This window comes from Pseudomonas sp. (genome assembly GCF_048265905.1).
Taxonomy (GTDB): Bacteria; Pseudomonadota; Gammaproteobacteria; order Pseudomonadales; family Pseudomonadaceae; genus Aquipseudomonas.
Genome location: NZ_JBLXAP010000015.1, coordinates 69,602 through 80,364, shown reverse-complemented (window position 1 = coordinate 80,364; position 10,763 = coordinate 69,602). Strand labels below are relative to the sequence as shown.

The following is a 10,763-nucleotide window of genomic DNA, read 5'->3' as shown; positions in this document are numbered from 1 at the left end:
TTCGTCGTACACCTTCAGTCATGGGACTCTCCTGAAAAAGAACCTAGAAGGTGTAAACCTTATTCAGGACGGGTCAGGCTCTAATAAAAAGCCGCCATCGAAGTGATTCGCTGGCGGCTTTTTATTACTGGTTGAGAGAGCTAATTAGGCACGTCTTCAACAGGCGGCTCGGTCGGCGTTTCCGCTGCTATTGGTGCATCGTTTTGCGCTGCAACCAGACTGCCAGTGCGCGGTTCAGTGGTGACAGTGAATTCGTCTAGCTCAATGGCGCCGTTGCCTTGCCCGAGCAGATGGAAAGAGAAGGCTTTACGTGTATCTAGGTTGTTGAAGGTAAAGGTTACGCTGACCGGTTGGTCTGTCGTGAGCTTGGGCAATTGAGGAATTGCGATCTCGACATCACGGTCGTACTCCTTGGTTTTCAGTTGCAAGGTGGCGCCAGCGGCATCGAGATTTACCGCACGAATCTTCATGGTTACCGTGGTTTGGGTGCCTTGAGGCAACTCCAGGTACTGTGCGCCAACTAGGTTGTCGGCCCAGTCGTCGGTACGCTGAGGTTTAAGCTGAATCGGTTGATCATTGGCAAACTCATAATGCTGACTGGCATTAGCGTTGCGTAAAGACTGATTGAGGCGCGCTGCTTGCTGGCTGAGTAGGCGCGCAGGTTTGCCGGTAAAACGACCCAGGTACTGCGATTTATCATTGATAAAGCCAGCGCTGGCGTAGCGCCGACAGACGTGCTGGAAATCGCATTCAGTAAAGATGCCCTTGCCATCATGCTGACGCAGCAGGCCGTTGGTGTAGGAGATGATCTGCCGGCCTGAACCGTAGTCACGCAGCAGCGAGCGGCCACTGATATTGCTGGGCACGGGCAGGGCAAAGTAGTCGAGCACCGATGCATTGAGGTCAACGTGGCCGTATACACCTTTTTTGAGGTGCGGCAGTTGCTGTTGTTCTGGGGCCAGTATCAAGTTGAAGCCCCAGGCTGAGGCGAGCGGCAGATTTTCGATGCCGTGGGACTCATCAGAAGTGACAATAACCAAGGTGTCTTTGAGTACACCTTGTTGCTTGAGCGCATCGAGGAAGTCACCGACTGCGTCATCAAGATAAGCCACGGCCGCCAGTTTGCTGTCCGGGAAGCGCTGCAAGTAATCAGCAGGCGCCGAGTAAGGCTGGTGTGTGCCGACAGTCATCAGTGTCAGCATCCAGGGTTGTTCTTGTTTGCGCAGCTGGTTTATGTAGTTAAGGCTGCCCTCAAAGAAGCTTCGGTCATCCATGCCCCACGGGAAATTCAGATGAGGCGGATTGGTAAACCAGTCACGGCCAAGGGTCTTATCGAAGCCCATCTGCGGCATGATCTGGTCTTTGGCCATAAAGCGCAGGCCTGCACCTTGCAGATAGTGAGTGCTAAAGCCATTTTTACGCATCTGAGCGGGCAGGCACTGCTCACTGCGAGCAGGGTTGTTGAGCAGTTCAACGCCCTTTGGCGTACCTGAGTCGAGTTTGCCAAAGTCGCCGCAGAGCATTGCGTACAAGCCGCGAATAGTCTGGTGGCTGTGCAAGACATAATCGGCCGTGAGCATGCCGCGCTCAGCCCACTCACTCAGACGTGGCATGGTGTTGCCGTCGTATGGGCTGCGCAAAGCGTCACGGCTCGGCGTCAGATAGGCACCGGGAACGCCTTCAAGCGTCACAATCAAGACGTTACGTGCACGCCCAGGGTGGTCCAGCAGGGGAGTGCCGTCCAAATCCAGTTGCTGAAGGCCGGCAATATCCACAGGCGCGCCAGGCGGTTGATTGCTCAACCAGCTTTGCAGGTCTTGTTCGCCGTTGCTCAAACCTTCCGCAGCAAGCTTGTGGGGCAGATTGAATTGAAACCACTGATCGTTTTCGCTCGGCGCGCGGTACTGCAATACCGCGTGGCTGGTGAAGAGCGCCACCGGTACCAATAGCCACGCGCCGCCAACTGGCTGGCGTGCAGCAGGTTGCTGACGTAATAACAGCAGCAGGTATATACCGATGTTGAGCAGCAAAGCCAGGACCAGCGCCGGATGGCTAAGTCCTGCGCCATGGGTTGAGCGGCTGACAAATTTCGCATCGGTCAGGTAATGCAGATCGGAAATTTCAGGCATGCGCCCAACTGCAGAAATCAACTCAACATTGGCTAAGGTCAGAATGCTCCACAGAATCATCAACGGCAGAGCGATGATTAGTGTGCGCTGGTAGAGCAGTACAACCAGAAGGCCACCGACAGCGATATCCGAAAGATAACCATAAGGCTGTGACCAGCCGAGCAGGAAACGGCTGATTACTGGAATAAAGATAAATAGTGAGCAGAGTGTTAGCAGTGCGCTGTAGGTCGGGCTATGCCAGCGGTTAAGAAAACGCACGAGTACTCCTGAGGACAATGCCATTCACATTCAACGGCATTGCCGAATCTACCGCTCTGGCGGTCTGTCGTGATTTTGAAACAACTGTGTGCTAACCGCTAGTGCTGAGATGAAAAATAGCGCTGACTTCGCGGCTGACTGCGAGACGGGGATGTTTCAGGGGAGGGGATTAAGCTGAACGCTTAGGGCAAGTGTCTGGCGGTTTGGTTGCCATCACATTGCCCTATAAGCAAATAGCCCTAGCGTTGTGGCTCGTTTTACTTCTTACCGATGGTGATTTGCTTGGTCGTGCCGTAAACCTGACCGCTGACGCCTTTGGCGATCTGCTGGATTTCACCACCCGATTTCAGGAATGCTGCAATCTGCGCGTCAATAGAGGCGCTGGTTTCAACAGCTGGAGCTGGTTTGGATTTGGTGTTTGATGCTTTTACGCGCATGACGGCCATTAACCTTTACTCAAAATTAACTCGGTCGACCAGTATACACGAATTGCTTGACAATTATTCGCTTAATAACGTCTAGATTTTATAAGAGGGAAACTGATTAAGTAGTTTATTGAGCTATTTTATATTTAGGTTTTGCGTCCAAATAACTGTTTTTATTAAATTAAATATTAATATTTAATTAAACGTTGATCGCTTTTTTGCCATTGGTCGGGTCGCTGCGGATGGCCAACCGCTTGGGCGAAGCTGATTGGCAACACCCAGCGAGAATACTGGCTGTAACTCAGTTAGAATGCAGGCATTGCAATGAGGGTTGGGTACCATGGCGTTAATTGGACGAATGAATTCTTTACAGGTCGTGAAGCACACCGACTTTGGCCTGTATTTAGATGGCGGAGCTGACGGCGAAATTTTATTGCCCAAGCGTTACATCCCCAGTGATACCCCGAGTGAGGTTGAAGACTGGCTTAATGTATTTGTCTATCTGGACAGTGAAGACAAGCTGATCGCTACCACTGAAAAGCCTAAAGTTCAGGTCGGTGAATTTGCCAGTTTGAAAGTGATTGATATCAATAATGTTGGCTTGTTTCTCGACTGGGGGCTGCCTAAAGACCTGCTGCTGCCGCACTCGGAAGAGAAGCGTCCGCTTCAGGTCGGTGACTATTGCGTGGTTCATGTGTTTCTGGACAAGCGCAGTAAGCGTATTACCGCAACTGCGCGTCTTGATCGCTACCTTGATAACATCCCGGCGCCTTACAAGGCGGGGCAGGAAGTTGACTTGTTGATTGCCGATGCCACTGACATGGGTTTCAAAGCCATCATCAATGGCAAGCATTGGGGCCTGTTGCACAAGAACGAACTGTTCAAGTTTGTGCGCAGCGGCATGCAAGAGAAAGGCTTTATCAAGGAAATGCGCGGTGACGGCAAAATCAGCCTGAGCCTGCAGCCGGTTGGTCAAGAGGCTGTTGGTAGCTTGAGCGATCAAGTGCTGAGTAAGCTGCGGGCCAATGATGGCGTGTTACCGCTTAGCGATAAAAGCTCGCCTGAGGCCATTACTGCTCTGTTTCGAGTCAGCAAAGGTAATTTCAAGAAAGCCATTGGCGGTTTGTACAAGCAGGGTTTGATCACCATTCACGAAGACCGTATCGAGCTGATCGGTAAGTAAGGTTACCGGTGGTCGCTGCGAAGGAGCATCCACAAAACGGGGTTGTCTGATGCAATGCAGTTCTCCAGACAGAGAAGCAGAGCAATGATCAAACTGAATATTTTGTTGAGTGCCGGACTGCTGTTCGGCGCGCTCAACATTGCCCAGGCCGATCAAGCTGGGCAGCAGACAATCCGGGTTATCCCCAAAACCTACATCAGCCCCGGCGCGACTGGCAGTATCGGCCAGTCGCGTAGCTCGCGACAGTCTAATGTCTACGGCGGTCGTGAAGTGCCGAGTGATCTCGGTTCTGTACACCAACAGAACAACACGGGCAGCCAATCATTCGAAACCCGCGGCGGTATCCGTCAAACCACGGTATATCCGGGTGGTTACGAGGTTGAGCGCACCCCGGGCAGTTCAACCTATGAGCGCCAGCGAAACCGCTGATGGATTAGCTGTACTCAGTTCGTTCCAGACCAAAAAAACACCAGTCGAATGTTGATTCGCTGGTGTTTTTTATGCGTGTTTAAAGCGCCAACTCCTAGCCTTTACTGCCCCAGACATCCTCGAGCCGTGAATCACGACCGCAGGCGGTACGGTAATATTTATAGCGCAGCGGGTTTTTCAGGTAATAGTTTTGATGATAGTCCTCGGCAGGGTAGAAGGTCTTGCCCTGCAATATCTCAGTGACAATTTTGCCTTTGAGTTTTCCTGAGGCTTGCAGTGCGGCTTTCGAGGCTTCGGCTGCGGCCTTTTCGGCGTCATCACTGTAGAAAATCGCACTGCGGTACTGCGTGCCATGGTCACAGAACTGCGCATTGGCAGTAAGTGGATCAATAGTCGGCCAGTAAGCTTCAAGCAGTTTTGCATAGCTGGTCTTGTTCGGGTCATAACTCACTAACACGGCTTCCAGGTGCCCGGTATTACCTGACGAGACTTGCTCATAAGTGGGATTGACGACCGAGCCGCCGATGTAACCGGAGGTCGTCGATAAGACGCCAGGCACTTTGTCGAAGTCCGACTCTGTACACCAGAAGCAACCACCGGCGAACACCGCGACCCCTTGTTCGCCGGGCTTAAGGTCGATGCTCGACGGTGTTGATGCAGCTTGCGCGTTGGCAGACTGCGAAGAGGTTGGTCCACAAGCACTGAGCAGTACGCTTAGCATTAGCGTCGCGCCGACAAGTGCGAAGCGCTTGGTTCTTGCGAGTAAATCAGCTGACATCATTAGCTCCTTAAAGCAGGCAAGTCTTGGCCTTTGGCAACAAATTGCAGCGCAACGCCATTGTTACACCAGCGTTCACCACGCGGCGCTGGACCGTCGTTGAATAAGTGCCCCTGATGACCGCCGCAGCGAATGCAGTGGTATTCAGTGCGTGGCCAGATCAATTTGAAATCACGCTTCGAGCCGGTATGCCCGGCAATTGGCTGGGTAAAGCTCGGCCAGCCGGTGCCGCTATCAAACTTGTTCTCGCTAAGGAACAGCGGCAGGTTACATGCTGCGCAGATATAGGTACCTTCACGCTTTTCATGATTGAGTGGGCTAGTATTCGGTCGCTCAGTACTTTCCTCAAACAAGACCGCGTATGCGTCTGGTTCGAGTATTTCGCTCCACGCCTCATTGGATTTGTGCAAAGGCGTAATACCTGCTGCCGTTGCTGTTGTTTCAGCATATGCAGGTCGTATCACTGGGCTTAACAGCGGGAGTGCTGGTAAGAGAGCGAGGCCGTGGAGAAAAGAACGTCGTTTCATGAGTATTTTCATCCTCTGTCCTGAGCAATATAGAGACTAAAAATGCGCAGTTATTACAGTTGGCATTAGCGTTTTAGAGTCAGTCAGTACAGAAGGCGATCAGCGGTTTGCTGCGTTGGTAACGCCTAAGCCGCTCATTAAGGGGGGCTGGCAACTGCAAGGCGGGGCTAAAGCCCAATGCCTGATAAAAGTCGCTCAGCGAGGGGTGGCAGAACAACCAAATCGGGCCGCAACAGTTGGCGATCGCTGAGTGTATGAGTTGTTTGGCGTGACCTTGCTGGCGGTGCTCGGGGGCAACGAACAGGCTGGTTAACCAGTGGCCGTTGGCGACCGGACGTAGGCACAGTGCGGCGATAATGTGCGATTGCTCAAGCGTCCAGACTTGATCGTCATGGGCGGCTTTCATCTTTGCACGGTGCGCGCTGTAAAACTTATTCGCCAGGGGTTTTAGTGCCTCAGGTAAGGCTCGAAGGCGCGTTGCGGGCATAGTCGATCGATAGTAAGTTTTAGACCGGGCTGTAAGCCCAGCGCAGCTGCTTGGCAGGCGCTGGGCAATTGTATCAGGTGTGCGCGGCGTGGCTGCCAAGCAGGGTTTGACCCTCGTGCTTGGATTTCTTGGCCATGCGCTTTTCCTGAGCGGTTTTAAGCGGTTTCTTTTTGCTGTTCTTTTTTGAATCCATACCTTTGCTCATGATCTTTACCTCAGTGGGTGAAAAGTGAGTGAGCGCGGAGCATTTGGGTCATTGCCACCTCCCTCCGATAAGCGTTGGTAAAGTCCAGTCTACGCTGATTGACCAGAAAAGCAGCTGCTTAAAGTCTCAGCGTTTAGCACAGCTGCTGATGCGGCGTTCGGCAACGATTTCTGGCAAGTCATCGCGCTGCATATACAGCTGAATCGGTGTGGTGATGTTTAGGCGTTCATCGATATGTTGGTCAAGCAGTAGCTGTATACGTGTGCGGTTCAAGCACATGTGTTCGCCAGACTGCACGCTCCAGACGAATTCGCTGGTCGGCTCAATGGAGCTTTCGATGATGTCCAGGCCGAATGAATCTTCGCTAAAACGCACAATGTACTGCCCGGTTTTTTGATTAAACCCTACAAAACCCTGGAGTTGATCGGCAGCGTTACAGATATCGGAAGAGGTTGTGCTCATGATGCGTGGCCTGTAGTGATCAAGTGATCATTACAGGCTAATCGGCTCAACAATGGGCATCTTGCCCAAGATCAATATCACAGCACAATCGGTCCGCTAAATAGCCAGATTTATTGTTCACGCTCCAGGCGCGCTACAGCTTCTGGGCCACCCATAAGCTTTGCTGCAGTTAGTGGAGTCACACCGTTGTTATCACTGCTTTTGGGATCGGCGCCATGGCTGAGCAACAGGTCGATCGCGGCAACGTTATTGAACATCGCCGCCATCATCAGCGAGGTTTTACCGTCCGGGGTCGTACCTTCAACGTCAGCGCCATGTTCGAGGAGCATTTTGATGATGTCGAGATTGCCTTTGAAGGCTGCGCCCGCCAGTGGTGTCTGGCCGTTTTGATTGCGCAGGTCTGGATCAGCCTTGGCCGCCAGGAGCATTTTCGAGGTTTCGATATGCCCATGATAGCTAGCCAGCATCAACAGGCTGTCACCTTTGTGGTTACGCAGATTTACCGGCAGTCCTTGCTCGATCATTGCACGCAATGTGTCGGTATCACCGCAGCGCGCATGGTCGAAAACTCGCTCAGCGAAGGCCAGGGCTTCGTCGTCGAGTTGCTCACCCGCATTGCTTGATTGATCGGTCATTTAACCCTCCTTGATAAAGTGTCGTGACGCTAGGCAATAAGTCTGCCTATAGCATAACGGGGTTAGCGCAAATGTACCGATTGGCTTTATCGATCAAGGCGATTTATCCCGTCAGATCAGGTGCCGCCGTTCAGTTTTTAGCCTTTGTCGGGGCTGAACTCAGCAGCGGTTTTGACGTTTTTGATCGAGTTGGACATGGAGTGATTCGGGTTGAGCAGGGCCTTGCGAATTTTCTCGTAATCTTCCATCGACAAGCTGCTGCGGCTCAGGACCTCAAGTGCAAACTGCTTAACCTCGGCGTCGCTATAGGCTGGTTCTCTGGGTTCAGGTTGCGAGGCGCAGCCACTGAGAACCACAGTTAAAGCAGCCAGTAAAAGAGCGATTGAATGTTTCATCTGAGCACCTGTTGATCTGAGTATTTCGGAATGCATACAGATTATTCAGTGGCGCTGCAGACTAGAAATCAATCGTTCTGATAGTGGCTATTGAAGTTTTGTAAGGCTGATTTAGAGATTCGCGGTCCAGATGCCGCCAAGTGCTGGCAAAACATGCTCAGAAAGGAGTGGGGCGAGGTTATCAGGCTGTGGCTTTTGCGCCTCTAGCCATTCGAGCTGCTCAAGCTCAGCCGCTGGATAAACCCTATGCGGCAGGGCGGCGCGGTATACCGTTGCGGTAATGCGGGTGTTGGCCTCGTTGGCGGCTGGCGCTGAAAACTGGCCGAGCAAACTGATGCTGCTCGCATCGAGGCGCAGCTCTAGTTCTTCCAGCAGTTCGCGCTGTAGCGCGTCAAGCGAGCTTTCTCCTGGCTCGCATTTGCCACCCGGGAGCATAAAGGCTTGAGTGTCGCGCTTGCGCACCAGAAGCAAGCGCCCATTCAAATCGAATAAGCAAATAGCAGCGATGTTCAGGACCGGAAGTTCGCTTGGCATGCGCTGCTATTGGTTATGAGACATGTGGGTTAGCGCAGGGTGTTGGAGAGCGCGCTGGTTTCGTCGAGTGATTGGCTGTTCATGCCGACTTTGACGGACATTAGTGGCGAGTTATTCAACCACACGTCGTCAATCACAATGGTTTTGCCAATGTCTTCGTTATCCGCTGCAACCAGCAGGTAATAAGTGCCGCTCTCTGGCGCTTCACCCTCCCAGCCCATGCTCATCTGGTCGACACCGGTCGTGGTGTGCGATGGTTTGTTGGCGATCACCACACCGTAGCTGTCGAGTAGCATGGCGCGCGGCTTGATGGCGAATTTGCTCACGCCCAGGCACGAGTTGTTGCAGCGCGAATTCACATTGAGATCGAAGTGCTCACCCTTTTTCAGGGCCAGTGAGTACACCCGGTAGTTTGAAATCGAGCTGCCAAAGTTCAAGCGCGGCTGGTCGGCAGTGATGGTCCAGGAAGGTACAGTGACCCCCGGATTTACCGGCAGAGGAATAACCTCGGCATTATGCAGTGCCTCAAGGGTGGTTTTCGCCATTGGGCTGGCGACCGAATGTTGGTAGGCCGATTGCCGCGGTATGTCGCTCGGGGCAGTGTTGGCGCACGCGGTAAGCAAGACGCTTAACGCGAGGATTAAAAGCCTGTGCAAAGCAAACTCCTAGGGATATCCCTTATGGGAATCGCATTTCTGTATATGTAATGAAGATTTTAACCTGTAACGAGGTGCTGGCTTTGTGCCATTTTTGGCAAAACGGCAACCCTTGCATACTTGAAGCAGCCGATTCGCGTCCTCGGCATGCCGATAAACACACCGAGTACTGTCGCGCTGCGAGCTGGGCTTAGCCTGCAAGGCCCACATAGACATTCTGCACGTCATCGTGAGCGTCGATCGCTTCGAGAAAGGCTTCGACTTCTTCAAGCTGTTCAGCGTTCAGGGTGGTTACTGGGTTTTTCGGCCGATAACCGATATTTGCCGAGTTCACGGTAAATCCGTGTTCTGGCAAAGCGCGGGATACCGCATCGAGGTCGGTTATTTCGGTGATGAACAGGGTGTTGCCTTCATCCGCCTCTTCAAAATCCTGAGCGCCAGCTTCGATAGCGGCCAACTCTGCATCTGCCTCACCTTCGGGGGAGGCTTCGATCAAGCCGACATGATCAAAATCCCAAGCCACCGAACCGGACGCGCCCATCTGGCCTTTACGGAACAGCACACGAACTTCGGCAACCGTGCGGTTGATGTTGTCAGTCAGGCATTCAACGATCACCGGTACCTGATGGGGTGCAAAACCTTCGTAGGTGGTGCGTTCAAAGTTAACCGTCTCACCCAGTAGGCCAGCACCTTTTTTGATAGCGCGTTCCAGTGTGTCTTTGGGCATGGAGGCTTTTTTCGCCTGATGCACAGCAAGGCGCAGCTTAGGATTCATGTCTGGATCAGCACCGTTACGGGCAGCGATCATGATCTCCTTGACCAAGCGACCAAAAATCTTACCGCGTGCGTTGGCTGCGGCTTCTTTAGGTTTGGCTTTCCACTGTGCGCCCATGGGGATTCTCTTGAGTCAGTAATGCGATAAGTTCACCCAGACGCAGCAGCCTTGAAGGCATGGAGCTTGGGCATCAAAAAGTTGGTGGGTTATTTTAATCGTTCCGGGCGAGGCTGGCACCCATCAAATTCACACAAGCTAGTGTTTAAAGCTCAAACGCTTCTAACTTGAGGTTCTCGGCTAGCGCTTATCGATTTGAAACCTGCTCAATTTCCGGCAATGCCATCTCCAAGAGCGCACATCCGGTGCCTAGCAAGGACAGCAGCAAACTGTATAGCGTGTGATGCCATGTAGGCGCCGGCTCGGCCTATTGGATCGGGTGAGGTTTGCAGCGCAATTAATAGCAATATGCTGAGCTAAGAAGCGAGTCGGATTCAGCAGGCTTTGATTTAGATCAGATTTTATTGGGGCGAGGCGTTTAAGCAAGCGCGCCGTTATGCAACGGCGCGTAGCAGAGTCATCAGTCTTGGCGATCTGTGACTTCGAGCAGGTGATAACCGAATTGGGTTTTCACTGGACCCTGCACGACATTAACCGGGGCGCTGAATACGACGGTGTCGAATTCTTTAACCATTTGGCCTGGGCCAAAAGTACCCAGGTTGCCGCCGTCGCGGCTTGATGGGCAGCTGGAGTTATCTTTAGCGACCTGCGCAAAGTCAGCGCCGCCTTCGATAGAGGCTTTCAGTTCGTTGCATTTGGCTTCGCTGGAAACCAGGATGTGGCGGGCAGTGGCTCGAGCCATGGGGATGTACTCCTATCAAATAAGTT

The 10,763-nt window shown here is 52.6% G+C and carries 14 protein-coding genes; 2 read left to right on the top strand and 12 right to left on the bottom strand.

The window, feature by feature from the left end:
- Window positions 1-140: 140 nt before the first annotated feature.
- Both ACN0UH_RS17360 and ACN0UH_RS17355 read right to left on the bottom strand, forming a co-directional pair.
- Complete coding sequence (locus ACN0UH_RS17360; RefSeq protein ID WP_417663226.1) at window positions 141-2,387, bottom strand: LTA synthase family protein; 2,247 nt, start codon at window positions 2,385-2,387, stop codon at window positions 141-143.
- Between the two features lie 257 nt (window positions 2,388-2,644).
- Window positions 2,645-2,833, bottom strand: a complete 189-nt coding sequence (locus ACN0UH_RS17355; protein ID WP_177408671.1) for a hypothetical protein — start codon at window positions 2,831-2,833, stop codon at window positions 2,645-2,647.
- A gap of 319 nt (window positions 2,834-3,152) precedes the next feature.
- Here ACN0UH_RS17355 and ACN0UH_RS17350 point away from each other — a divergent pair, with 319 nt between their 5' ends.
- Together ACN0UH_RS17350 and ACN0UH_RS17345 are read left to right on the top strand one after the other, a co-directional pair.
- Window positions 3,153-3,995, top strand: coding sequence for a S1 RNA-binding domain-containing protein (locus tag ACN0UH_RS17350; RefSeq protein ID WP_417663225.1), 843 nt, complete (start codon window positions 3,153-3,155; stop codon window positions 3,993-3,995).
- Between the two features lie 84 nt (window positions 3,996-4,079).
- Window positions 4,080-4,424: a hypothetical protein gene (locus ACN0UH_RS17345; RefSeq protein ID WP_417663224.1), complete on the top strand. Its 345-nt coding sequence runs from the start codon at window positions 4,080-4,082 to the stop codon at window positions 4,422-4,424.
- Window positions 4,425-4,518: 94 nt separating this feature from the next.
- On the opposite strand, the gene msrA is transcribed toward ACN0UH_RS17345, so the two are convergent.
- The 10 genes from msrA to ACN0UH_RS17295 all read right to left on the bottom strand — a co-directional run bounded on the left by msrA (window position 4,519) and on the right by ACN0UH_RS17295 (window position 10,737).
- Window positions 4,519-5,202: a peptide-methionine (S)-S-oxide reductase MsrA gene (gene msrA, locus ACN0UH_RS17340; RefSeq protein WP_417663223.1), complete on the bottom strand. Its 684-nt coding sequence runs from the start codon at window positions 5,200-5,202 to the stop codon at window positions 4,519-4,521.
- A 2-nt stretch (window positions 5,203-5,204) separates the two neighbouring features.
- Entirely contained in the window at window positions 5,205-5,612 is a 408-nt protein-coding gene (gene msrB / locus ACN0UH_RS17335; RefSeq protein WP_417663222.1) for a peptide-methionine (R)-S-oxide reductase MsrB, read from the bottom strand.
- 196 nt (window positions 5,613-5,808) lie between these two features.
- The gene (locus ACN0UH_RS17330; RefSeq protein ID WP_417663221.1) at window positions 5,809-6,216 is read right to left on the bottom strand and encodes a GNAT family N-acetyltransferase; all 408 of its coding nucleotides are present in this window, start codon (window positions 6,214-6,216) and stop codon (window positions 5,809-5,811) included.
- Window positions 6,217-6,547: 331 nt separating this feature from the next.
- A complete protein-coding gene (locus tag ACN0UH_RS17325; protein ID WP_417663220.1) occupies window positions 6,548-6,883 on the bottom strand; it encodes a DUF2025 family protein in 336 nt (111 codons plus the stop codon).
- 110 nt (window positions 6,884-6,993) lie between these two features.
- Window positions 6,994-7,518, bottom strand: a complete 525-nt coding sequence (locus ACN0UH_RS17320) for an ankyrin repeat domain-containing protein (protein ID WP_417663219.1) — start codon at window positions 7,516-7,518, stop codon at window positions 6,994-6,996.
- Window positions 7,519-7,655: 137 nt separating this feature from the next.
- Window positions 7,656-7,913 carry a hypothetical protein gene (locus tag ACN0UH_RS17315; RefSeq protein ID WP_417663218.1) on the bottom strand — a complete coding sequence of 86 codons (258 nt, stop codon included), beginning with the start codon at window positions 7,911-7,913 and terminating at the stop codon, window positions 7,656-7,658.
- 111 nt (window positions 7,914-8,024) lie between these two features.
- Window positions 8,025-8,447 (bottom strand): NUDIX hydrolase, encoded by a 423-nt coding sequence (locus ACN0UH_RS17310; protein WP_417663217.1) that lies wholly within the window; start codon window positions 8,445-8,447, stop codon window positions 8,025-8,027.
- Between the two features lie 29 nt (window positions 8,448-8,476).
- Window positions 8,477-9,103 (bottom strand): hypothetical protein, encoded by a 627-nt coding sequence (locus ACN0UH_RS17305; protein ID WP_417663216.1) that lies wholly within the window; start codon window positions 9,101-9,103, stop codon window positions 8,477-8,479.
- A 190-nt stretch (window positions 9,104-9,293) separates the two neighbouring features.
- Complete coding sequence (locus ACN0UH_RS17300; protein ID WP_417663215.1) at window positions 9,294-9,995, bottom strand: YebC/PmpR family DNA-binding transcriptional regulator; 702 nt, start codon at window positions 9,993-9,995, stop codon at window positions 9,294-9,296.
- 460 nt (window positions 9,996-10,455) lie between these two features.
- On the bottom strand, window positions 10,456-10,737 hold the full coding sequence (locus tag ACN0UH_RS17295) for a peptidylprolyl isomerase (RefSeq protein WP_087517629.1): 282 nt from the start codon (window positions 10,735-10,737) through the stop codon (window positions 10,456-10,458).
- Window positions 10,738-10,763 lie beyond the last annotated feature (26 nt).

What these genes read in the sequence shown, in the direction of transcription:
- ACN0UH_RS17355 (WP_177408671.1), bottom strand. Translation starts at nt 2,833, where the DNA reads ATGGCCGTCATGCGCGTAAAAGCATCAAACACCAAATCCAAACCAGCT.
- ACN0UH_RS17350 (WP_417663225.1), top strand. Translation starts at nt 3,153, where the DNA reads ATGGCGTTAATTGGACGAATGAATTCTTTACAGGTCGTGAAGCACACC.
- ACN0UH_RS17345 (WP_417663224.1), top strand. Translation starts at nt 4,080, where the DNA reads ATGATCAAACTGAATATTTTGTTGAGTGCCGGACTGCTGTTCGGCGCG.
- msrA (WP_417663223.1), bottom strand. Translation starts at nt 5,202, where the DNA reads ATGTCAGCTGATTTACTCGCAAGAACCAAGCGCTTCGCACTTGTCGGC.
- ACN0UH_RS17330 (WP_417663221.1), bottom strand. Translation starts at nt 6,216, where the DNA reads ATGCCCGCAACGCGCCTTCGAGCCTTACCTGAGGCACTAAAACCCCTG.
- ACN0UH_RS17325 (WP_417663220.1), bottom strand. Translation starts at nt 6,883, where the DNA reads ATGAGCACAACCTCTTCCGATATCTGTAACGCTGCCGATCAACTCCAG.
- ACN0UH_RS17320 (WP_417663219.1), bottom strand. Translation starts at nt 7,518, where the DNA reads ATGACCGATCAATCAAGCAATGCGGGTGAGCAACTCGACGACGAAGCC.
- ACN0UH_RS17315 (WP_417663218.1), bottom strand. Translation starts at nt 7,913, where the DNA reads ATGAAACATTCAATCGCTCTTTTACTGGCTGCTTTAACTGTGGTTCTC.
- ACN0UH_RS17310 (WP_417663217.1), bottom strand. Translation starts at nt 8,447, where the DNA reads ATGCCAAGCGAACTTCCGGTCCTGAACATCGCTGCTATTTGCTTATTC.
- ACN0UH_RS17300 (WP_417663215.1), bottom strand. Translation starts at nt 9,995, where the DNA reads ATGGGCGCACAGTGGAAAGCCAAACCTAAAGAAGCCGCAGCCAACGCA.
- ACN0UH_RS17295 (WP_087517629.1), bottom strand. Translation starts at nt 10,737, where the DNA reads ATGGCTCGAGCCACTGCCCGCCACATCCTGGTTTCCAGCGAAGCCAAA.